Source organism: Fuscovulum ytuae (assembly GCF_029953595.1).
In the GTDB taxonomy this organism is placed as follows: domain Bacteria; phylum Pseudomonadota; class Alphaproteobacteria; order Rhodobacterales; family Rhodobacteraceae; genus Paragemmobacter; species Paragemmobacter ytuae.
In genome coordinates this window covers 135,150-155,764 of record NZ_CP124537.1, presented here as the reverse complement: position 1 = coordinate 155,764, position 20,615 = coordinate 135,150, and the positions used below count along the sequence as shown (strand labels likewise).

General features: G+C 64.1%; 20 protein-coding genes. 12 read left to right on the top strand and 8 right to left on the bottom strand.

The annotated features are described in order from the left end of the window. Window positions 1-528 precede the first annotated feature (528 nt). The 4 genes from QF092_RS19950 to QF092_RS19935 all read left to right on the top strand — a co-directional run bounded on the left by QF092_RS19950 (window position 529) and on the right by QF092_RS19935 (window position 4,784). Window positions 529-1,191, top strand: coding sequence for a response regulator (locus tag QF092_RS19950; protein WP_281470513.1), 663 nt, complete (start codon window positions 529-531; stop codon window positions 1,189-1,191). 241 nt (window positions 1,192-1,432) lie between these two features. After that, window positions 1,433-1,951 carry a Panacea domain-containing protein gene (locus QF092_RS19945; RefSeq protein ID WP_281470511.1) on the top strand — a complete coding sequence of 173 codons (519 nt, stop codon included), beginning with the start codon at window positions 1,433-1,435 and terminating at the stop codon, window positions 1,949-1,951. Between the two features lie 237 nt (window positions 1,952-2,188). Next, the gene (locus QF092_RS19940) at window positions 2,189-3,574 is read left to right on the top strand and encodes a glutamine synthetase family protein (protein ID WP_281470509.1); all 1,386 of its coding nucleotides are present in this window, start codon (window positions 2,189-2,191) and stop codon (window positions 3,572-3,574) included. 61 nt (window positions 3,575-3,635) lie between these two features. Next, the gene (locus QF092_RS19935; RefSeq protein WP_281470507.1) at window positions 3,636-4,784 is read left to right on the top strand and encodes a WD40/YVTN/BNR-like repeat-containing protein; all 1,149 of its coding nucleotides are present in this window, start codon (window positions 3,636-3,638) and stop codon (window positions 4,782-4,784) included. A 25-nt stretch (window positions 4,785-4,809) separates the two neighbouring features. Here QF092_RS19935 and QF092_RS19930 read toward each other — a convergent pair whose 3' ends face one another. The 3 genes from QF092_RS19930 to QF092_RS19920 form a co-directional block, all read right to left on the bottom strand. Next, the gene (locus QF092_RS19930; protein WP_281470505.1) at window positions 4,810-5,853 is read right to left on the bottom strand and encodes an SCO family protein; all 1,044 of its coding nucleotides are present in this window, start codon (window positions 5,851-5,853) and stop codon (window positions 4,810-4,812) included. Between the two features lie 17 nt (window positions 5,854-5,870). Beyond that, window positions 5,871-8,204 (bottom strand): multicopper oxidase family protein, encoded by a 2,334-nt coding sequence (locus tag QF092_RS19925; protein ID WP_281470503.1) that lies wholly within the window; start codon window positions 8,202-8,204, stop codon window positions 5,871-5,873. Window positions 8,205-8,559: 355 nt separating this feature from the next. Beyond that, complete coding sequence (locus QF092_RS19920) at window positions 8,560-9,960, bottom strand: GspE/PulE family protein (RefSeq protein ID WP_281470501.1); 1,401 nt, start codon at window positions 9,958-9,960, stop codon at window positions 8,560-8,562. Between the two features lie 80 nt (window positions 9,961-10,040). On the opposite strand from QF092_RS19920, the gene QF092_RS19915 reads away from it, so the two are divergent. Genes QF092_RS19915 through QF092_RS19885 form a run of 7 tightly spaced genes read left to right on the top strand, consistent with a single transcriptional unit; the run spans window position 10,041 to window position 16,135 of the window. Further along, window positions 10,041-10,982 (top strand): PilN domain-containing protein, encoded by a 942-nt coding sequence (locus QF092_RS19915; RefSeq protein WP_281470498.1) that lies wholly within the window; start codon window positions 10,041-10,043, stop codon window positions 10,980-10,982. Beyond that, entirely contained in the window at window positions 10,979-11,503 is a 525-nt protein-coding gene (locus tag QF092_RS19910) for a GspMb/PilO family protein (protein ID WP_281470496.1), read from the top strand. The genes QF092_RS19915 and QF092_RS19910 overlap by 4 nt, the downstream gene beginning before the upstream one ends. After that, window positions 11,500-11,976, top strand: a complete 477-nt coding sequence (locus tag QF092_RS19905) for a hypothetical protein (RefSeq protein ID WP_281470495.1) — start codon at window positions 11,500-11,502, stop codon at window positions 11,974-11,976. Before QF092_RS19910 ends, QF092_RS19905 begins: the two co-directional genes overlap by 4 nt. 33 nt (window positions 11,977-12,009) lie before the next feature. Further along, complete coding sequence (gspD, locus tag QF092_RS19900) at window positions 12,010-14,016, top strand: type II secretion system secretin GspD (protein ID WP_281470493.1); 2,007 nt, start codon at window positions 12,010-12,012, stop codon at window positions 14,014-14,016. A gap of 10 nt (window positions 14,017-14,026) precedes the next feature. Then, a complete protein-coding gene (locus tag QF092_RS19895; protein ID WP_281470491.1) occupies window positions 14,027-15,235 on the top strand; it encodes a type II secretion system F family protein in 1,209 nt (402 codons plus the stop codon). Beyond that, complete coding sequence (locus QF092_RS19890) at window positions 15,219-15,581, top strand: type IV pilus modification PilV family protein (protein ID WP_281470489.1); 363 nt, start codon at window positions 15,219-15,221, stop codon at window positions 15,579-15,581. The genes QF092_RS19895 and QF092_RS19890 overlap by 17 nt, the downstream gene beginning before the upstream one ends. Next, window positions 15,578-16,135 (top strand): PulJ/GspJ family protein, encoded by a 558-nt coding sequence (locus tag QF092_RS19885; protein WP_281470487.1) that lies wholly within the window; start codon window positions 15,578-15,580, stop codon window positions 16,133-16,135. The genes QF092_RS19890 and QF092_RS19885 overlap by 4 nt, the downstream gene beginning before the upstream one ends. Here QF092_RS19885 and gspG read toward each other — a convergent pair. Together gspG and QF092_RS19875 are read right to left on the bottom strand one after the other, a co-directional pair. After that, window positions 16,093-16,512 (bottom strand): type II secretion system major pseudopilin GspG, encoded by a 420-nt coding sequence (gene gspG / locus QF092_RS19880; RefSeq protein WP_281470485.1) that lies wholly within the window; start codon window positions 16,510-16,512, stop codon window positions 16,093-16,095. The two genes, QF092_RS19885 and gspG, sit on opposite strands and share 43 nt — an antisense overlap. 11 nt (window positions 16,513-16,523) lie before the next feature. Beyond that, window positions 16,524-17,060, bottom strand: coding sequence for a prepilin peptidase (locus QF092_RS19875; RefSeq protein ID WP_281470483.1), 537 nt, complete (start codon window positions 17,058-17,060; stop codon window positions 16,524-16,526). Between QF092_RS19875 and QF092_RS19870 the strand changes: the two genes are divergently transcribed. Next, the gene (locus QF092_RS19870) at window positions 17,044-17,676 is read left to right on the top strand and encodes a hypothetical protein (RefSeq protein WP_281470481.1); all 633 of its coding nucleotides are present in this window, start codon (window positions 17,044-17,046) and stop codon (window positions 17,674-17,676) included. The two genes, QF092_RS19875 and QF092_RS19870, sit on opposite strands and share 17 nt — an antisense overlap. On the opposite strand, the gene QF092_RS19865 is transcribed toward QF092_RS19870, so the two are convergent. The 3 genes from QF092_RS19865 to QF092_RS19855 are packed head-to-tail and all read right to left on the bottom strand — an operon-like array spanning window position 17,673 to window position 20,593. Then, entirely contained in the window at window positions 17,673-18,965 is a 1,293-nt protein-coding gene (locus QF092_RS19865) for an L-fuconate dehydratase (RefSeq protein WP_281470479.1), read from the bottom strand. The two genes, QF092_RS19870 and QF092_RS19865, sit on opposite strands and share 4 nt — an antisense overlap. Before the next feature lie 36 nt (window positions 18,966-19,001). Next, window positions 19,002-20,228, bottom strand: a complete 1,227-nt coding sequence (locus QF092_RS19860; RefSeq protein WP_281470477.1) for an RNA polymerase sigma factor — start codon at window positions 20,226-20,228, stop codon at window positions 19,002-19,004. Beyond that, entirely contained in the window at window positions 20,225-20,593 is a 369-nt protein-coding gene (locus QF092_RS19855; RefSeq protein ID WP_281470475.1) for a YciI family protein, read from the bottom strand. Before QF092_RS19855 ends, QF092_RS19860 begins: the two co-directional genes overlap by 4 nt. Window positions 20,594-20,615: the final 22 nt, after the last annotated feature.

Genomic DNA, 20,615 nt, shown 5'->3' with positions numbered 1-20,615 from the left:
CAGACCAAGGTCGGATGACACGGTGGGAATCCGGCCTAGTGCAGCACCATTCACGCAGCGTGGAGTGGGCTAGCGCAGGTTTCCGCTATCCACCTTTCGTTTAAGCCGCCAATTCGGGCAGGTTTCCGCCTGAGGCCGCAGCTTCCTGCAAAAGAGCATTTCGACCTTTGGCTGCCTTCCGGCTGCAGCCTACGAATCAGTTTACGTAGCGTGCATAACCGAAGGTTACGGACCCCATTGGGCAATCAACCTAGAGGAGAATGCCATCGGTGATCGCGCCCAAGTTACGCCCTATTTTTGGCCAACTTACAGGCCGCGAAAACTTTCGTTGTTTGCAACCTGGAAACGAAATCGGCCCAAACACGTGAATTATCAGGTGCCTACGGGGGAAATCGTGGCGAAACTATGTCCGAAAGCCGACAAGATATAAACTTTCGTTTAGACCTAGGGTCAAATTAAGGTAAGTTAACTGTGGGGGCATTGGGAAGCGACCGGGACAACCGGTCCGACTCTGCAAGTGGGACTGACATGCTGAATCTTGTTCTTATCGACGACCATCCGATCGTTCTTGCCGGTTTGGTGGATATCCTGCGCTCGCACGCGCAATACCGGGTCGTGAATACCGGTTCGACGGCGGAAGCTGCTCTCCGCCTCGTTCGGGAAGGGGAATGCGACGTGCTGGTCGCTGACCTGAACCTGCCGGGCGACATGGTCGAAACGATCCGCCAGATCCGTGCCGAAAAGCCGGAAGTGAAGATCCTGGTCTTCACCGCCAGCGCAAGCCCGGATGCCTGCTTGCAGGTCATGGCGGCTGGAGCCAATGGGTTTGTCCTGAAGGGCAGCTCGGGCGGGGATTTGTTCTACGCGATCGATGAGGTTGCGGCAGGCAAGGAATTCATCTCGTCCTCGATGGCGTCGAAGGTGATCCGCGAGATGCGGATGGCCGAGCAGCGCAAGCAGGAGCGTGCTTCTGTCGCGCTGAACTCGCGCGAGGATCAGGTGGTTCGTGAACTGCTGAACGGTGCGTCGAACAAGGAAATCGCGAACAAGCTGAACCTGTCGGATAAGACGGTGAAGCACTACATGACCCAGATCATGCAGAAGTTCAACGCGCGCAACCGGCTGGAAGTCGTGTTGGAAGTGCAGCGGATGAACGGTTCGGCGACGACCCAACCGCGCTATTACGCCTGATCCCAATCGCCTGACGACCCTTGGTGCTTGGACCGGGGTCATCGGGTGGGGCGAAGGTCCGACACGGCAGAGAATTCATAAAAAATACAAAGACTTGAAGCCTACCCCTTTGGGGGTGGGGACGACATCTTGATGCTTTTTCCGCCGGGGGGCGGGTGGTCCGGGGCGCCAAGGTGACAGACAGAGAAGAACAGTTCCGCAAGTCCGGGATAGGCGGCGGAACGGATCGGAGGACAAAGACATGACAAGCCGGGCTCAGGACATTGCGATCTATCTTTCGCATCATTTCCATCATGCATGGGAAGGGTTTGGGTTCTTTGATCTTCAGCGCCTTCTCTATCTGGCGCAGGGCTGGCACATTGCCTCGGGCCGTGGGGTTTTGTTCACCGAGACCATCGGTGCGCATCGTGCGGCACCGATGACCTATTCGGTCAAGGGCCTGCTTCCGACGGAAGAAATGCTTCCGCTTCCAGAGCTTGCACCGGCGGACGAGGATTTCCTTGATAGCTTTTGCCTGACCTATGGGGTGGCGGATCGGGACGCGGTGAAGCGGCAGGTGGACCGGGAAGACAGCGCTTGGCGGCTGGCGCAACTGGTTGGCGGCGAAGGGGCCACGATCCCGCCGCAGCTGATGGAGGCGACCTTTCGCCTGATGCTGCTGGATCATGCGGAGTCGAACCGGAAGATGCGGAACACCCAGATCGGCGTGCAGATGCACCGTGCGGCGGGGGGGAATGTGGTGGCGTTTCGGGCCCGTTGAAAGGCACACAGGAACAGCGTTAACCTTGAGGTTTTTCAGGGATTTAGACCGAAATCGTTTGTGCCCTGTTTTGTGCCGGATTTTGTGCAGCAAACTGTGGCCACGCGCGGTGCCATTACTTTTCAGTAGCTATTGGTTAAAGGGGGACCGCAGCGCCCCCTTTTTTTGTGCCACTTTGCCTATAGGCCGCGCCATGCTAGGGCCGCGCGGGCGGGTGAGGGGCTGAGGGAGGCCGAAATGCGCGATGATGTCACGGGACCGGGGGGCGCCAGCCTTGCCGAGGCGCGGGCCTTTCTGGATGCCCATCCGGATGTGCAGGGCATCGACCTTGCCCTGATCGATTGCCACGGCATCGCGCGCGGCAAGACGATCCGGCGGCACGAGTTGGAGGGACTGTTCACCCGTGGCCGTGGCATCCCCGGTTCCATCTTTGCCCAAGATGTGACGGGCGACGATGTAGAAGAAACGGGCCTTGTCTGGTCCGGCGCGGGGGGGGATTGCGTCTGCTGGCCCATTGGCGGGACCTTGGGTCTGATGCCTGCGACAGGGCGGGGGCATGTGCTGATTTCTATGTGGGGACCGGATGGCCAGCCCTTTGCGCCCGAGCCGCGAAACGCTCTGCGCGCGCAGATTGCGCGGGCCGAGGCGATGGGGTTTCAGCCGATGGGGGCGCTGGAACTGGAATTCTATCTGATTGACCGGGAACGGGATGGGGACGGGCGGCATCGCCCCGCGCGATATTTGCTGAGCGGGCGCAAGACCACGGCCAATAACTGCATGTCGGTCGATGAGTTGGATGAGATGTCGCCCTTCTTCGATGCGGTCTATGCCGGGGCGAAGGCGCTGGATCTGCCGATGGAGACGCTGATTTCCGAATATGCGGCGGGCCAGTATGAATTGACGCTGCGCTATCGCGGGTTGATGCGGGCGGCGGATGATGCGGTGATCGGGAAGCGGTTGATCCGGGCGACGGCGCGACGGTTCGGGATGGAGGCCTGTTTCATGGCCAAGCCCTTTGGCCATCAGGCGGGATCGGGGATGCATTTGCACCTGTCCCTGGCCGATGGGGCGGGGCGGAACCTGTTTGCCGATCCGGAAGAGGGCGTGCTGTCGCCCCTGATGTTGCAGGCCATCGGGGGGATCAGGGGCACCATCGGGGATACGATGCTGGTTCTGGCACCGTTCCAGAATTCGTGGCGGCGGTTTGCGAGCGCCGTCTATTCGCCTGCGGATGATACTTGGGGGGTAGAGAACCGCACGGTGGCCTTGCGCGTGCCGGGGGGCAACCCTGCGGCGCGGCATTTCGAGCATCGGGTCGCGGGGGTGGATGCAAATCCCTATCTGGTGGCGGCAATCACTTTGGGCGCAGCGCTGGACGGGATCGAGGCGAAGGCCGATCCCGGCCCCCCTGTGACCGGGGTTGCATCGGAAGCCGGGCATGTGCCCGATCTGCCGCGCGGTTGGTTGGAGGCGATTGAGCGGTTCGAACAGTCTGCGTTCTGTCATCGGGTGCTTGGCCCGGCGCAGCATCGCGGATTTGCCGCCGTGAAACGGGCGGAATATCAACGCCTTGCCCTGACTGTCACCGAAGCCGAGTGGGAACTTTACGGCTTCAGCGTCTGAAGCGCGCGACTCATGTCCTTTGGTGCTAGGCTTGGGCCGTGGGCATCGGGGAGGATGGCGCATGGACGGGCGGGTGACAGTGCTGGTTGGCACTTCGAAGGGGGCGTTTCTGCTGCGGTCGGATGAGGCGCGGCGGGAGTGGGATATCGACGGGCCGCTGTGCGACGGTTGGCCGATCAACCATGTGATTGGCGATGCGGCGACGGGGATGCTTTGGGCTGCGGGGGGCAGCGATTGGCATGGCGCGGGCGTGTGGCGCAGCGCGGATGGCGGGGCGACGTGGACGCTATCACTGCTATCGAATGGGTCGATGGATGCGATGCTGGCCGCCGATCCGGGCATGGCGGAATATCTGGGGCGCGGGCCTGCGCCGGATGCGCCGTTCAAGGGGAAGGTGGCTGCGCTGTGGTCGCTGGGCCTTGCCGGGGGGGTGCTTTATTCCGGGGGCAAGCCCGGGATGCTGTTTGCCAGCCGCGATCAGGGCGAAAGCTGGGAAGAGGTGACGGGCCTGACCGAACACCCATCGCGCGAGAGCTGGATGCCGGGGGGCGCGGGGCTGGTGGCGCATACGATCGTGGCCGATCCGGGGGACGCGCAGAAGCTGTGGGTCGGGATTTCGGCGGCGGGCGTTTTCGCGACCGAGGATGGCGGCGCGACGTGGGAGCGGCGCAACCGGATGTCAAACGAGGCGGGCGATGCGCATGGGCATGACCATGGGGCCTGCGGGCATGAGGTGGGGCATTGTGTGCATAACATGGTGCGGGCCGTGGGGGGTGGGGATCTGATGTATCAGCAAAACCACCACGGCGTGTTCCGCAGCCCGGATGGTGGGCGGAGTTGGCAGGAGGTGACGGCGGGCTTGCCGTCGAGTTTTGGTTTTCCCATCGCGGTCGATCCGGCGGATGCGCGGCGGATTTGGACCTTTCCCCTGAACGGCGACACGCAAGGGCGGTTTCCGCCCGAGGCTTCGGCGGCGGTGTGGCGGTCAGAGAATGGTGGGGAAAGCTGGCAGGCCTTGCAGGACGGTCTGCCAGCGCGGAACTGTTTCTTCACCGTGCTGCGGCAGGCGATGGCGGTGGATCACGCGACGCCATCGGGCATTTATTTCGGCACGAATAGCGGATCGGTCTTTGCCAGTGCCGATCATGGCGACCACTGGCATGAGATCGCGCGGCATCTGCCGACGGTGTTGAGCGTGGAGACGGTGTAAAGGGGGGGCCAGTGCGGCCCCCCGATCATTCCGAAATGCCGTGGGCCTTTTCGAAAGCCTCGAAGGACTCGGCCGCTTCTGCCTCGGCAAGGGCGAGGCGGGCATCGGCGGCCTTGAGGTAGCTGAGCAGGTCTTCGACATCGACGGGGTTCAGGCCGAGGTTCGGCATGACCACGCCGGGATAGGCCTCGTTCAGGGCGACGGCGACGGGGTCGCCTGCCTTGAGCGCGATATCCGGGTTCATGATGAAGGCCTTGAGCCAGTCTTCCTCGCGCCGCAGGGTGACGGCGGCAAGGTCGGGGGCGTAGCGTTCGCCAAGGCCGATGGTGTGGCAAGAGGCGCAGGCCGACAGGAAGATCGCCTCGCCCGGATGGGCGGAAAGATCGTAATGGGTGTTGATCTCCAGCGCGGCCTGAAGCGCCTCTTCGTTGGTCTGAGCGCTTTTGCCGTTTTCGGGGTCAAGTTCGAGGATCGATTGCAGGGCGATGGTCAAGCTGCCCATGACGGAGGAGCGCCGCCAGACCCCGGTCTTGGCGTTGCCGATCACCATATCGGTGCGGTGCAGGTTCAGGGCGCGGGCCTTTTCGCCCAGTTTGAAGCGGATCGCATCGATGTTTTCGCGTGAGCCGGTGAGGAAGGTCCAACCTTTGTCGGCATCGAAGCTTTGCTTGAAGGTGTGGAGCTTTTCAGGCGTGTCGTTTTCCGGGTCCAGCGTGATGGAGACGAAGAAGACATCCTCGCCCATCCGTTCGCCCAGCCATTGGTAGACCTGTGCAAGCCGCGCCACGGTGAGTGAGCAGTAATCGGTGCATTCGGTGTAGAAGAAGTTCACCACGACGATCTTGTCCTTGAGCAAGTCGTCGAAGAAGGCGACCTCTTCCCCTTCGCTGGTGATGAGGGGGAGGTTGGTGAAATATTCCTCCCCCCGCACATTTCGGCCACCGTCGGCGGCATCCGCCTTGGGGATGACCGAGGGAATGAACGAGACCGCGCCAAGGATGGCGAAGAGAATAAGGGTGGGAAGAAGGAGGCTGGTCGCCTCCTTCGCTTTGGTGATGAACCAGTTCATGGCCGCCTCTCGCCCCCCTAGGTGCTTGTCTTGGGGAAGGGGTTGAAGCTGCGGTGGAACGGATTTCCTTCGGGCATGATCTCGGGCATCACATAGGTCACGCCATCCGGGGTCGGGTTCGGCGTCGGGATGACCTGAACATGGGTCTGCGAGTTCTTGGGATTGTTCGGGTCCGTCAGCACGTCATAGCGGATGAGCATGGCCGCATCTTCATGCACCGTGTTGTGGCAGTGGGTGACATAGGCCCCACCATATTCGCCGAAGCGCACCTGAATCTTGACCGAACCGCCTTCGCCCAGCCACCACACGTCCTTGCGGGCAAGGCGTTCCGTTGCGCCCATGGCAAAGCCGGTGCGCGAGATGGTGACGCCTTCTTCGAAGTGGAGGTGGGCGGGATGGTCCCAGCCGCCGCCGCCATTGACCAGCGTCCAATGTTCGACCTCGCCCGGACGTGGGACGAGCATGGAGATGCGGTTGGCGTTGAGCGAGTGGGTGTCTTCGCCGTTGATCCGGATGCCCCACGGGGTTTCGCGTTCCATCGGGCAATCGGGGAAGCACCCCGACAACGTGTCGTCCCGTGCATCGTTGGCGCCACGCTTGAACTCGATAACACGTTCGCGGACGGGCTCTACGACCGGGATCTGCTGAGTGAGGCGGGCTTTGACCTTGCTGCGGTCGCGGTCGCGCGCCCGAGCCATGTCATAGGTGTAGCCGGGCAAGTCGACGCTTTGCATCGTGCTTTGCACCCGGAATTCCAGTATTCGCCCGACAGCGGGGTCGGCGGTCTTGCCTTGCAGCGCGTCCTTGAGCGACAGCTTGTCCTTCGGGCCGCGACCGTTTTCGAATTCCAAGAGGTTGACGAGGTAAAGGCGTTCGCCCGGCAGGAAGGACGAGAAATCGACGATGACGTCAACCCGTTCGCCGGATGACAGCACGTCAAGCTTGTTCACTGCGATCGGCCGGGGCAGCAGGTTGCCATCGTTGGAGATGACCGTCATCGGCACGATCCGGCCTGCAGAATTGATCAGCGCCAATTCATACCAGCGCGACATGGATGCGCAGAGCAGACGGAAGCGGAATTTGCGCGGCATCACCTCGAAGAAGGGGCGATAGGCGAAGTTCACAAAGACCATATCCCCAAGGAAACCTTCGGTGTCGAAGATGTCGAAGAAATACTGGCCGTCGGGATCGGTGGCCCCGTCCGAGATCATGAGGTTCACGTCAAAGTCGGTATTGCCCCAGTCGAGGTGCCAGCCGGAGGGCAGTTGAAGGTTGACGCCATCATTCAGCCGCTCATTCCCGCGATCCGGGCCGGAATAGTAGTTCATCATGCCGACATGGCCTTTGTAGGCGTTTTCGGCGGTGTAGAAGAAGCGGTGGTCATGGAACCACAGCGTGCCCTGCAATTCGCGGAAATCGCCCGGAACATTGATCAGGCCGCCATTGCCATCGGGGCCAGAGGCGCGCGGATCGGCAGCCATGGTGTTGATCATGTCGGCACGGGCCAGTGTGGTGGACCAGTGATAATCGTAAAACTGACCCGGGTAGAAATGCGCGTTTGACGCCCCGTCCGAGGTGGAGGCGTTGTGGCCGTTGTGGTTGTGGGTGGTCTGGCTGATGGAGCCGAAACCGCCGTTATCCGCCTTGTCGAGAGAAGTGTTGTTGTAATGCCGGAAGATCACCGGTTCGCCATAGCGCATCTTGAGCAGCGGCGGTGGCAACACGCCCGCAGACAGACGGCCCGGCCCGAAGGACCAGATCTTGTTATCGGCCTGATAGGGCATGTCGGGGTGGAAGCCGACCGAATTATCCTCGGGGCAGCCCAGCGACATGCAGAAGCCCTTTTGCGGCAGGTATTCTTCCCAGCGCTGATGGGCGAAATATTCCCCCGGCGGGCGGCCTTCCATTGGGCCACGACCGGTAAGGGGGTTGGTATACATCGGGTTGCCGCCCGAGGCCGAGAATTCCGTGTGCCACGAGGTGCGCTTGGAATAGGGTTCGTTCGGCAGGTCCTGCCATTCCAGCCAGCTTTCGCCATTCATCGTGACGCGCTTGAGATCATGCGGCTTCACGTCGTTCAGGCGCGGCATGCGCTGGGTGAAAGGTTGGACGCCGAAAAGCGGGCTTGGCGGGGTGCCGGTTGGGATCGACGGCAGAATCTGGCTATGTGCGTAGGGGCTGAGGCCGTTGACCATGGCGAGGGTGCCCGCCGAGGTGAAGATACCCCATTTGAAGAGTTCGCGCCGCGTCACCTGACCCGTGGACAGCGCCTTGACGATTTCGGCCCGGTTGTTGCGGGCATTTTGCGCCTCGCGGATGCGAGCGCGTGATTCGTTTTTGCTGAGATACATTTCGACCCCATCTGCCTTTTGCCCTCGCTCGGTTTGCCCGGCGCGGGATGAATGATCCTCTGAAACGGCGTTAACTATGACTTCGCCAACCGGTACCGGGCCCTTGCCTTGCCCTTTCTTCTTCGGGCTACTTTGCCCGAATGCAGGCCAACATGCCGTTTCGAGAGGAACATCCGAAGGCATGCCGAACTGGTAAGAGATTAGCACTGCGGGAGGGTTTCGACTTCTGACAGAGGTCTATCGGTTGACTCAGACCTAAGTCCGACCTTGCAACCGCAGGGAGTGGATTTTGGGGGAAAAGTCCCAAAAAGTGCGAAAAAAATGGGCGATTCGGGATTTTGACGTGACGTTCGACTCAGTCGAAGGTGACGAGGTCGGCCTCGAGCCGGCGGGCAGATGTGCCGGTGAAGGCGCAGGTTCGGCAGCCTGCGCCGCCGCAATCTGGGCAGTCCGTCAGGGCAAGGCTTTGGGCAAGGACGCCACGCAGCACATCACCGACGATGTAGTCCGGCACCCCCAGATCGACGAGGCGCGTGCGCGCGCCGCGTGCATCGCGGGTGTGGAGGGTGGAGAGGACGAGGCGGCCCACCTGCGCCGCGCGGCAGGCGATTTCGGCGGTTTCGGAATCGCGAATCTCGCCCACCATTATGACGTTGGGATCGTGCCGCAGGATTGACCGCAGGATGCGTGCGAAGGTGAGACCGATCTCTTCCTGCACCTGCACCTGCTGCACGCCGGGGAGAGAATATTCCACCGGGTCCTCCACGGTGACGATCTTGCGGCGGGGCGAGTTCAGATGGGCCAGCGCGGTGTAAAGCGTGGTGGTCTTGCCCGAACCGGTGGGGCCGGTGACAAGGAAGAGCCCGGAGGGCCGCTCGATACAGGCGGTGATGCGGGCGACCATGTCGGGCGCGAAACCGAGCCTGTCCCAGCCAAGGCGAAGCGCCTGAGGATCGAGGATGCGCAGGACGATGCTTTCGCCATGCTGCGTGGGCAGGGAGGACAGACGGAAGTCGATCCTGCGGCCGGAGAAAGTGGAGGAGAAGCGGGCATCCTGCGGCAGGCGGCGTTCGGCGACATTTGCGCGCGCCATGACCTTGAGCCGGGCAAAGACGGAGGGCGCGGGGATCGCCGGATCGGTGTTCATGGGCACGAGAAGGCCGTTGATGCGCATCCTGACGGCAAGGCCAGAGGGCAGCGATTCGACATGGATGTCGGAGGCACCGGAGGCCACCGCCTCGGCCAGGGTTTCGGCGACGAAGCGGATGACGGGGCCGTCATCGGCGGTTTCGGGTTGGTGGATATCGGCGGCTTCGACGGTGTCGGAGGGGGATTCGGACAAAATCGCGCGGAGGGTGCGCAGGGTTGCCACGCGCGGGGCGACCGGTCGGTCAAGGTGGAAGGCCAGTTCGGACAGAAGCGCGGCATCCGTCGGATCGGCCAGAAGGACGGGTTGCGGCCCGGTTTCGGCCACAAGCGGAACCGCGGCACGGCTGCGCAGGTAGGCGGGTGTGAGGCGGGCGACGGCGGCGGTATCTACGGTGCCCGCTGACCAAGGATCGCTGACATAGGGCAGGTTCATGGCGGCGGCCAAGGCCGGAAGGACGGTTTCCTCTTCCACCAGCCCCCGGTCGATCAGAAGGCGGTGAAGGGGCAGACCTTCGGCGGTGGCCATGGTCTTCGCACGGTCGAGATCGGCAGTGAATCCGGGGCGCGCGGAAAGAAGGCGGGCCAGATCGGCATCGAAAGGTGACACTGGCTTGCCCCTGGGTGTTTGTTTTAATTAACCTATACAAGTGACCGCAGGCGGGTGCGCCTCGTCAATGGGGGTTCTACGTGATCGGACTGCGGGAAGGATTGGAGGGCGTGCTGCCCGGTTGGCTGATTGGGGCCGGGTTGCCGCCGCGCGCGGTGCGGCGGGTGTTTGTGGATACACTGCCCCTTGGACCGTCGGCGAAGGCCGCACTGCGGATCGCAGCCGATGATGGGGCGGCGGTTGAGGTGGTGCTGGCGCGCGATCTTTTCTTGAAGCGTTCGGTTCCCTTACCAGCGGTGGCGCGGCGGGATGCGGCGGCGGCGGTGGCCTTGCAGATGCGGCAGTCGATGCCGGGTCAGGCCGAGGGCCTGATCTGGCGGCATGTCGATGGGCCGGGCGAGGCGGTGGATGTGCATGTCCTGAAGGAGGCGCGGCTGACCGAGCTGTTGCAGGAGGCTGGGGTGCCGCTGCGACGGGTGGTGATCGACGGGGTGGCGACGGCACCGCTTTATGATGCGCGCGCCAAGGTGGACAGGGCCGAGCGGTTCTGGAACCGTGCGGTGCCTGTTGTGGCGCTTTTGCTTTTGGGCGCGGTGCTGGCGGGGCAGGGATTGGCGCTGTGGCGGGCGGATGCGGCCGTGGCCGATGCGGAGGCCCAGCTTGCCACGCTGCGCGATGAGGCGACGGCGGCGCGGGCAGCGGCCGAGGCACGTGATGCCGAAGGGGCGGCACGGCAGGCAGATGCGATTCGTATGGCGCGCGACGGTCGTCGCTTGGCGCTGATGGCCGATCTGACGGCGGCGCTGGGGGATGAGGTCTGGGCCACATCCGTGATGATTCAGGATGATGTGGTGCGGCTGTCTGGCTTTGTTGACGGGGATGTGGCGCAGGTTCTTGCGGCGATAAAGGCGCTGCCTTGGGTGGAGACTGTCGATCTGGATGGATCGGTCGGTCTGATGGAAGGATCGGCAGAGCGGCGGTTTCAGGTCATCGTGACGCTGCGCGCGGGAGGTGCAGCATGAGCGGGATCTTGGCAGTTCCCGCAGCGCTGGTGGGCGTGGCGGCGGTGGCGGGCCTGTTCTGGGTGGCAACGGCCCCGATCGAAGAGGCGATTGCCGAAAGGGAAGCGCGTGTCGCCCAGATCGTGGCCGAGACTGCGGCCTTGCGGCAGCGGATCGCGGAGTTCAGCGCGGGCGTGGTGGTGCCGAACTTGCCCGAAACGGCCCTTCTGCCCGGTGCGACCCGCGTGGAAGCGGGGCTTGGTTTGCAGGAGCGGCTGGCGTCATTGGCAAACGATCAGGGCGTTCTGTTGACCGGATTGCAGGAAGGGGCGTCGCCTGATGGTGTGACCCATCCCACGGTCGCCGTTCTGGCGGAAGGCGAAGGCCCGTATGAGGATGTGGTGGGCTTTCTGGCAGCGCTGGAGGGGCAGACGCCCCCGCTTGGCCTGCGCGAAGTGGTGCTGCGCCCGGTGGCCGAGGGGCAGCAAAGGGTGACGCTGCGCCTTGTCGTCTGGGCCTTTGCGGGCGGGGAGGCGGAATGATGCGCTGGTGGCCGCCGCTTTTGCACCTGCTGATCCTTGCTGCGATTCTGCCGATTGCTTGGCAGAGGCTTGCGCTTTTGCAGGACCGCCCAGAGGTTGCCGTGCCAGAGGGCAGCGCGTTGGCCCCTCCGGCCGAGCAGGATTTGACGGCGCTTTTGGCGGCTGGCGAGGCTGTTGCCCCGGCGCGGCTGATGGCGCGACCCCTGTTTTTGCCGGGACGGCAGGGAGAGGCCGCCATCCCCGATTCCCCGGTGATCGCCGAAGCGCCGCCGCCAGAGGCGCCACGCATGGTTGGATATGTGAATGACGGCGCGAAGCCGCGCGCGATTTTGGCCTCGCAGACCGGGGGGCAAGAGGCGATTGTTCGCGAAGGCGATGAATTTATTGGCTTTACAGTGTTGCAGGTGCAGCCCCATGCGGTGGTCCTGCGGCGGGAAGGCGAAGAAATAACTGTTAATATGTTTCCCCAATAGGTAATCGGGGACGGGGATTCGGGGTTGTCTGCCATGCCCTTCCGGGGATTTGCGATCATTCTTTGCGCTGGTCTGGCGCTGCTTGCGGCCTGTGTCGAAACCGACAGGGGGCGCAGTTCTGGTGCCTTTGGCCCGGATGGCGCGCGGTCGTCGGGCAGTGTGTCGGGCGGGGCCCGGTTTGGGCTGGCCGATGGCGGTGACCGTGTGGCGACGCAGCGCGGGTCTGACGTTTTCTTTGACACAGACGCCATGGCCGACAGCGCGGCGCGGGCGGAGATCACGGCTGCGGGTGGCGGGAATGTGCAGATCAGCCTTGTGAATGCCTCTATTCCGGCGGCGGCGCAGGCGGTTTTGTCCGATACGCTGGGGCTGCGCTATGCAATTGAGGACGGGTTGCAGGGGCGGATCACCATTCAGACGACCAGCCCGGTGCCGCGTGACGTGCTGTTGGATCTGTTTGAGGCCGGGCTGAACGCCAGTGGCGCGCGCATGCAGAAATCCGGCGATACGGTGCAGATCGTTTCGGGTGTTTCCGGCAGTTCCAGCTTTCGCCTTGCCGGACAGGGTGGGCGGGGTGGTTCGTCGATTATCGTGGCCCCGCTGCGCTTTGTCTCGGCGTCCGAGATGGTGAACCTCCTGAAGCCGCAGATCGACCAAGGGCTGAATGTGGTGCCGGATTCGCGGCGCAATATTCTGCTGTTGTCGGGGCCTGCGGCGGTGACGGAAAGCGCGTTGGATGCGTTGAACATCTTTGATGTGGATGTGCTGTCGGGGAAATCGGTCGCGCTGGTGCGGCTGACATCGGGGGAACCGGAAGCGGTGGTAGAGCAGGCGCAGGCCCTGTTCGAGACGCAGGAAGGCGGAGCGCTGCGCGGCGTGGTCGAATTCGTGCCGAATGAACGGCTTGGGTCGGTTCTGGTGATTTCGTCGCGGGCGGCCTATCTGGACCGCGCCGTGGGCTGGGTGCGCGAGTTGGACAAGCCGGGGCCGGGTGCGGGGATGTATCTGGCGACCTATAATTTGCAAAACCGCAGCGCGGTTGAGGTGGCGCCGATCCTTGCCGGTCTGCTGGGCGCGGGGAATGTGGCGGAAGGCGAGGGGGAGGCGGCGCTGGAGTCGACGACCGGCACGCGGGTGGCGGCGGATGATTCGCGCAACGCTCTTGTGGTGCGCGCGCCGCGCGCCCAGCATGCCGAGATCGAGGGTCTGCTGCGCGAATTGGACAGCCCGGCGCGGCAGGTTCTGCTGGAGGCGACGATTGCCGAGGTGACGTTGAACGACCGGCTGGATATCGGCACGCGCTGGTTCTTTGAGAATGGGAATTTCGACTTCCGTTCGTCGGATCGGGCGGGGGCGATTGCGGGGAACGATACCGGTTTCACGGCGGTGTTCGGGTCGAACAGTGCCAATGTCGCGCTTTCGGCGCTGGCGGCGGTGACGGATGTGAAGGTGATCTCGGCCCCGACCCTGATGGTGATCGACAACAAAGAAGGCGTGTTGCAGATCGGGGATCAGGTGCCGATCGTTACGTCGCAGGCGCAGGATCAGACGGCGGATGCGCCGATCCTGACGCAGGTAGAATATCGCGACACGGGGATCATCCTGCGGGTGCGGCCGCGTATCGGCAATGGCGGGCGCGTGACGCTGGATATCAGCCAAGAGGTTAGCGACGTGGCCGAGACGGATACATCCGGCATCGACAGCCCGACGATCCGGCAGCGGAAGGTGCAAACCTCGGTCGCGCTGACGGATGGCCAGACCCTGGCGCTGGGGGGGTTGGTGCAGGAATCCGACACCGCATCGCGGTCTGAAGTGCCGGGTCTGGGGCGCGTGCCGGTGGTGGGCAACCTGTTCCGCAACAAGGACAGCCGTCGCGGGCGGACCGAGTTGCTGATCCTGATCCGGCCACGGGTGATCTTGAACGATGGCGATGCGAATTCGGCGACGGCCTATTGGCGGACCAAGCTTTCGGGGGCGAATTCGTCGCTGGAAACCGGATTGGGACGCCCGCGCCATACGATCAGCGACGTGATCGAGTGACGCGCGGGCCATGCCCAGCTTTTCCTACAAGGCTTATGGTGCGCGCGGGACGGTAGAGACCGGCCAGCTTGACAGCCCGTCAGAGGCGGCGGCCTATCAGACGTTGAAGGCGCTTGGTCTGACGGTGGTGGAGTTGCACGAGGGGGCGGCAGTGGCCCCTCTGCCGTGGTGGAAGCGTGATATCAGCCTTGGCAATGGGCGCTTGCCGCTTGCCGATCAGGCGGCGCTTGCTGAGCAGATGGCCACAATGCTGCGGGTGCGGCTGCCCGCGCTGGAGATGCTGCGCATTCTGGCGCAGGGGGCGGGCAAGACGGAAACGCGGGAAAAGCTGGAGCGGACGGCGCGTTTGGTGGCAGAGGGTATGCCCTTGGCACAGGCCTTTGCGCAGGCCGGGCCGAAGGTGGCCCCGGTTTTCCTGTCGCTGTTGCGGGCGGGCGCGTTGTCGGACGCGCTGCCTGAGCAGTTGACGGACCTCGCACGGCTTTTGCGGTTGCAGGAGCAGTTGCGCGGTCAGGTGGCGACGGCGCTGCTTTATCCGGCAATCCTTGTGGCGGCGGCGGTGGCGGTGATGCTGATCGTGGCGCTGACCTTGGCGCCGGCACTGGCCCCGCTGTTTCAGGGAGAGGGGCGCGAGATGCCCGGATCGCTGGCCTTCTTCCTTGGGCTGGGCAATCTGATCCGAGGATGGTGGTGGCTGATTGTTCCGGGGGTGTTGGCCTCAGGGGTCGCCGCCAGTCTGGGCCTGCGGGCGGGATGGGGGCGGGTGGCCTTTCGGCTGCCGCTGTTCGGGCCGTTGATGCGGGATGCGGCGCTTTTGGCGCTGGTGCGGTCGCTGGCCCTGATGCTTAAGGCCGGGCGGCCCTTGGCCGAGGCGCTGCGGGGGATGGTGGACGCTGATCCTGTTGGTCCCTTTGCGCCTGATCTGCGGGCTGCGGTGGCGGCGCTGGAAGGCGGTGGGCGGGCGCATGTGGCGCTGGCCGAGGGTGGGCGTTTGCCCCCTCTTGTCCGCGAGTTGTTCCGGGTGGGGGAAGAGGCGAATGCGCTGGTCCCCGTACTTGAGGCGCTGGCGCAATCGGTGCAGGGGCAGATGGACCAATCGACGCAACGACTGCTCCGTCTGCTGACGCCGATCCTGACCCTAATCATCGGGGGGGCCGTGGGGGCCTTGGTCTATTCCATCATGGGGGCGGTGCTGTCGATCAATGACCTTGCCTTCTGAGCGGCGGCAGCAGCAGGGGTTCGGCCTGCTGGAGGCGATGATCGCCATGGCGATCCTTGCGCTGGTGCTTGGGGCGGCCTTGTCGGGTGTGGGCTTTACCGTGGGGCAGGTGGCGCAGCGGGCCGAGGCGGCATGGGCCGCCGAATTGGCGCGGTCGATCTTGGATGATTATGCCGCAACGCGTGACCCTGCGCTGGCGGATGGCGCGATGGGTGAGTGGCGCTGGACCCTGACCGTGCGGCCTATCGGTGGCGGTTTGGTCGAGGCAGAGGCCGTGGCATGGCGCACGGGCGGGCCTGCGCGCGAGGTTCGTCTGGCCGTGCTGCTGCCGGAGGCGGGGCCATGAGGCGCAACGGTCGTGCGGGTGTGACGCTGTTGGAAATGCTGATCGCGCTATGGGTCATGGCGGCGGCGGCGGTGATCCTGTCCTCATCTTTGGGGCTTACGGGGCGGGCTTTGCAGCGCGTAGGGTCTGAGGCTGCGGATGTGGACGCCTTGGCGGCGCGGGTGGTGCTGCGGCGCTGGCTGGAGGAGATGCCGGTTGCGGCACGGTTTACGGGCGATGCCGCGGGGATGGAGTTCGGAGCGCTGATTGATGTGCCGCCTTTGACGGCGGCGCGGGTCGAGACGGTGCGGTTTGGCATGGACGGGTCTGCCTTGCGCGCTGTGGCGGGCGATGGCGCGGTGGTGACGGAATTGTCGGACGATGCCAGCCTGACCGTCATTCGCTATTTCGGCGAAGGTGTCTGGCGCGAGGAATGGACAGCCGGATCGCTGCCTGAGGCGATACGGATCGAGTATCTGGATCGTGGGAGGATTGTGCCGCCGCTGACGGTGATCCCCGCGCGGCGGGCGCGTCAGAGTGAGATATCGCTGTCTTCGCCTGTCCCGCCCGGCTGACCATCACGGCCAAGGCTGGACAAGCCGAAGGGGCCTGACGCGCCGGGGGCGGAATAGGTGAAGGGGCGTCCCCACGGATCGGCAAGATCGGCTTCGCCATCTAGGTAAGGGCCTTTCCAGTTTGCCACGCCTTGGGGGGCGGCAAGGAGGGCGGCAAGGCCTTCGCCTTCGGTGGGGTAGCGACCCGTGTCGATGTAGAAAAGTTGCACGGCCCCCTTCAGATTGGCCATTGCCACCTCGGCCGCCTGCGATTTGGCGCGTCCGAAGCTTTCCATCAGCCGCGGTGCGCCGAAGCCCACGATCAGGGCGATTACGGCCAGAACGATCATCACTTCCAGAAGCGTAACGCCGGATTGCGGATTGCGGGTGCGGGTCATGGAGGGGCCAGTCAGGAGAGAGGGAAGTTTATGAGTATGAACAATGCATAGGCGAGGAAAGGGCCGAAAGCGATACCCGATCCTGCCTTTTCACGACGGCGTGCAAGCAAGATGGCAAGGATGCCCCCGCTGGCGGCAAGAAAGAGCATGGCCCAGATGCCACCGGGGCCAAGGCAGAGGGTGCCCGCGCCGATGAGTTTGGCATCGCCGATGCCCAGAGCTTCGGTCTTGTTTCGGTGGAAGTAGAGGCTGCCCGCGCCCCAAAAGGCGGCGGTCAAGGCGGCGGCGGCGAGGATGGTCCAGAAAAAGGGTGCGGTCAGACCATGCAGATGCCACTGGAAAACCACGCCTGCGACGGCGATAGTCGCGGTGGCGAGGTCGGGGATTTCGTGGCGGGCGAGGTCTGTGAGCGAAAGCCAGATCAGGGGCGCAGTGAGGATGCCCGCGAGGATCAGCCTGTCCGTTGATGCGGTAAGGGTGGCAAGGCCGAGAGTCGCCAGATAGGTGGCGGCAAGGGCGAAGGGCAGGAGGATGCGCGTGTTGGTCATGGGGGACGATCATCGGCTGCGCCGGAACGGGCGGCAAGGGGTGGTTCTTCTTGCCGTCTTGGCGGGCGTGGTGCTGATTGCCGCGCTGGCGGGCACGCTGCGGGCGCGGGCTTTGGCGACGCAGGCGGCGCTGGTGCGTTTGACCGATCAGCATCGCGAGGCGCTGGCGGAGGTTTCGGTCATCAATCGGGTGCGGGCGGAATGGTCTGGTCCCGCGGTCGTACCGCGCCGGGCGGATGGCAGGCCGCAGACCGTGACGCGCGACGGGATGCGCTGGGAAGTGCGCGTCAGCGATGTCGAGGGGTTGGTGGATCTGTATCTGGCCCCGGCGCCGCTGCTTTCGCTGATCGATCTTTCGGTTGCGGGGCGGCAGGCGATGTTGGCGGGGCTGGTGCCGGGGGATCGGTATCTTTCAACGGTGCAGACCTTGGCGGTGATGGGGGTCGATGCCAATGCGCGGGCAACGCTTTTGCCATATGTGACGCAGCGGGCGCGGACGGGGGAAATCAACGCGGGTCTTGCCCCGCCCGAATTGCGAGAGGCGGTGGGTCTGTTGCCGGTCACGGATATTGCCGGGGGCGATTTGGCGCAGATCACGGTGCGTCGGCTGGATTAATCCTGCCAGGCCGCGCCATCGGGCCAGAGATGGGCGGCGATGCTTTCGGGTTTCATGGTGATGGAGTAGCCCGGTTCTTCGGGGGGCAGGTAATGGCCCGCTTTCATGCGAACGGGCGTCTCGAAATGTTCGTGAAGGTGGTCGACATATTCCAGAACACGGTCTGTCAGGCTGGCAGAGACGCAGACATAATCGAAGATCGATAGGTGCTGGACATATTCGCACAAACCCACGCCGCCTGCATGGGGGCAGACGGGGACGCCGAAATGATCGGCCATCAGGAAGACGCCTATGATTTCGTTCACGCCGCCAAGGCGCGCGCTGTCCAGTTGCAGGATCTGGAGCGCGTCGGCCTGAAGGAATTGCTTGAACATAACCGCATTCTGGCAATGTTCGCCCGTTGCCACCTTGATCGGGGCCACGCCACGCGCGATGGCGGCATGGCCGAGGATGTCGTCGGGGCTGGTGGGTTCTTCGATGAACCACGGGTCAAAGGCGGCGAGCGGCTTCATATGGGCGATGGCCTGCGCCACGCCCCAGACTTGGTTCGCGTCCATCATCAGGCGGCGATTGGGGCCGATCTCTTCGCGGATGATGCGGGCACGGCGCATGTCATCTTCTAGATTGCCGCCGACCTTCATCTTGAAGTGGTTCCAGCCCTGCGCGATGGCCTCTTGGCAGAGGCGGCGCATCTTTTCATCGGAATAGCCCAGCCAGCCAGCCGAGGTGGTATAGGCGGGATAGCCGTTCGCCCGCATCTCGGCCAGACGTGTGGCGCGGGTGGGAAGGTTTTCTTCCAGCCGTTCCCGCGCGCGACCGGGATCAAGGGCATCTGACAGATAGCGCCAGTCGACGAGGTCTACGGTTTCGGCGGGCGTCATATCAGTGAGAAGACGCCAGACGGGTTTGCCTTCGATCTTGCCCTTCAAATCCCAGAGTGCATTGACGAGGGCTGCGGTGGCGAGGTGGATCACCCCCTTGTCGGGGCCTACCCAACGGAGCTGACTGTCGCCTGTGATGCGCCGCCATGTGGCGCCCATGTCGGCGAGGAGGTCTTCGACGGGGATGTCCTGAATGAGCGGCGCAAGGGCGCGGAGAGCGGCGACGCAGAGTTCGTTGCCGCGCCCGATGGTGAAGGTAAGGCCGTGGCCTTGGTGGGCGCCGTCGGTTTCGATGATGCAATAGGCGGCGGAATAATCGGGGGCGAGGTTCATCGCATCCGACCCGTCAAGGCTGCGCGAGGTGGGAAAGCGGATATCCAGCGCGCGGATGGCGGTGATGCGGGTCATGGCGGCCTCCCTTTGCCACCAGTGTATGCTAGCATGTCAGTTGGGGGAAGTGGGGCCTTGAGCGCGTAGGAATGCGCGGAGGGCGGGGTCTTCGGTCAGGTTGATGGCTGTGTCCAAGGCCGTTTCGGCTAGGTCTAGGTCACCTGAAAGCCGGGCGATGCGGTGGCGGGCGACCCACCAGGGTTGATGCGCAGCGACCCGGGCAGGATCGAGCGCGTCGAGGGCGGCGAGCCCGGCGTTGGGATCGCCGCTTTCGGCAAGGATGATGGCGCGGCCGATTTGCGCGCCGATGCCATCGGTATGGGCGACGAGGAGATCATAGAGCGTGCGCAGGGCGGTGAGGTTGAGGCTGCCCGTGATTGGACGCTGGATATGGACGGATTGGATCGCCGCTTCGCATTGATAGCGGCCAAAGCGGGCGGCGCGGGCGGCATCGGTCAAAAGACCTTCGGCTTCGATGATGAGGTCGCGATTCCACAGGCGGCTGTCCTGATGTTCCAAGGGCACGAAGGCCCCAGCGGCATCCCGGCGCGCGGCGCGGCGAGCGGTGCAATAGAGCATGAGGGCGAGAAGCCCCTTCGGTTCGGGTTCCTCTGGCAAGAGCGCGACGAGGAGGCGGGCAAGCCAGATCGCCTCGCCCGTCAGGGCATCGGGGGCGTCGGGGGTGTCGAGCCCGTCCCAGCCTTGGGTGAAGGCGGCGTAAATGGCATCAAGCACCTCGGCCAGACGTTCGGGCAGATCGGCGGGTTCGGGCAGGGCAAAGCGGAGACCCGTGTCGCGAATGCGGGCCTTGGCGCGGACAAGGCGCTGCGACATGGCGGCGGGTTCGGTGAGGAAGGCGCGGGCGATGCGCGCCGCATCAAGGCCGAGGACGGTTTGCAGCATCAGGGGCGCGCGTGCCGCAGGGTCGATGGCGGGATGGGCGCAGACAAACATGAGGCGAAGGCGTTCGTCGGGGAAAGGTGCGTCTTCGGGCAGGAAGAGGTGCAGGAGAAGGTCGGGTTCGGCCTTTTGGTGGTTGGTTCGGGCGCGTGCGGCGTTCTTTTGCCGGTTGCGTGCGGCGGTGAGAAGCCATGCGTCGGGATTGGCAGGGATGCCGTGGCGCGGCCAATGATCCAGCGCAGAAAGAAGGGCGTCCGACAGCGCATCCTCGGCGGCTGCGATATTGCGGTCGGTTGCCGCAAGGATCGCGATGAGCCGGCCATAGCTGGAGCGCGCCGCCTTTTCGGCGGCGCGTTCTGCGGCATCAGGTTGCGTCGTCATGTGCCGGGGGCGGGCATGGGCGGGAGGACGGGGCGCAGTTCGACCGAGGCCGACAGTGCCGAGGGTGCGCGGGTGGCCCAGTCTAATGCGGTGTCGAGGTCGGGCACATCGATCACGAAATAGCCGCCGAGTTGTTCCTTGGTGTCGGCGAAGGGGCCGTCCTGCACCATGCGTTTACCATCCCGGATGCGGATCGTGGTGGCGGTGTGGGGGCCTTGCAGGCCGTCCCCTTTCACGATGATGCCCGCTTGGGCCATGGCGCCGATGAAGGCGTTCCAGCCGCCCCAATATTCCCCTGTCGTGGCCGGGTCTGTGCGGCGGGCGAAATCTTCGGCGGTTTCGTTGAGGATGAGCATGTATTGCATGATGATCTCCGTGGTCCGGGCG

What these genes read in the sequence shown, in the direction of transcription:
- QF092_RS19925 (WP_281470503.1), bottom strand. Translation starts at nt 8,204, where the DNA reads ATGTATCTCAGCAAAAACGAATCACGCGCTCGCATCCGCGAGGCGCAA.
- QF092_RS19855 (WP_281470475.1), bottom strand. Translation starts at nt 20,593, where the DNA reads ATGCAATACATGCTCATCCTCAACGAAACCGCCGAAGATTTCGCCCGC.
- QF092_RS19885 (WP_281470487.1), top strand. Translation starts at nt 15,578, where the DNA reads ATGAGGCGCAACGGTCGTGCGGGTGTGACGCTGTTGGAAATGCTGATC.
- QF092_RS19895 (WP_281470491.1), top strand. Translation starts at nt 14,027, where the DNA reads ATGCCCAGCTTTTCCTACAAGGCTTATGGTGCGCGCGGGACGGTAGAG.
- QF092_RS19930 (WP_281470505.1), bottom strand. Translation starts at nt 5,853, where the DNA reads ATGAACTGGTTCATCACCAAAGCGAAGGAGGCGACCAGCCTCCTTCTT.
- QF092_RS19910 (WP_281470496.1), top strand. Translation starts at nt 10,979, where the DNA reads ATGAGCGGGATCTTGGCAGTTCCCGCAGCGCTGGTGGGCGTGGCGGCG.
- QF092_RS19875 (WP_281470483.1), bottom strand. Translation starts at nt 17,060, where the DNA reads ATGACCAACACGCGCATCCTCCTGCCCTTCGCCCTTGCCGCCACCTAT.
- QF092_RS19940 (WP_281470509.1), top strand. Translation starts at nt 2,189, where the DNA reads ATGCGCGATGATGTCACGGGACCGGGGGGCGCCAGCCTTGCCGAGGCG.
- QF092_RS19890 (WP_281470489.1), top strand. Translation starts at nt 15,219, where the DNA reads ATGACCTTGCCTTCTGAGCGGCGGCAGCAGCAGGGGTTCGGCCTGCTG.
- QF092_RS19945 (WP_281470511.1), top strand. Translation starts at nt 1,433, where the DNA reads ATGACAAGCCGGGCTCAGGACATTGCGATCTATCTTTCGCATCATTTC.
- gspD (WP_281470493.1), top strand. Translation starts at nt 12,010, where the DNA reads ATGCCCTTCCGGGGATTTGCGATCATTCTTTGCGCTGGTCTGGCGCTG.
- QF092_RS19905 (WP_281470495.1), top strand. Translation starts at nt 11,500, where the DNA reads ATGATGCGCTGGTGGCCGCCGCTTTTGCACCTGCTGATCCTTGCTGCG.
- gspG (WP_281470485.1), bottom strand. Translation starts at nt 16,512, where the DNA reads ATGACCCGCACCCGCAATCCGCAATCCGGCGTTACGCTTCTGGAAGTG.
- QF092_RS19950 (WP_281470513.1), top strand. Translation starts at nt 529, where the DNA reads ATGCTGAATCTTGTTCTTATCGACGACCATCCGATCGTTCTTGCCGGT.
- QF092_RS19870 (WP_281470481.1), top strand. Translation starts at nt 17,044, where the DNA reads ATGCGCGTGTTGGTCATGGGGGACGATCATCGGCTGCGCCGGAACGGG.
- QF092_RS19935 (WP_281470507.1), top strand. Translation starts at nt 3,636, where the DNA reads ATGGACGGGCGGGTGACAGTGCTGGTTGGCACTTCGAAGGGGGCGTTT.
- QF092_RS19865 (WP_281470479.1), bottom strand. Translation starts at nt 18,965, where the DNA reads ATGACCCGCATCACCGCCATCCGCGCGCTGGATATCCGCTTTCCCACC.
- QF092_RS19860 (WP_281470477.1), bottom strand. Translation starts at nt 20,228, where the DNA reads ATGACGACGCAACCTGATGCCGCAGAACGCGCCGCCGAAAAGGCGGCG.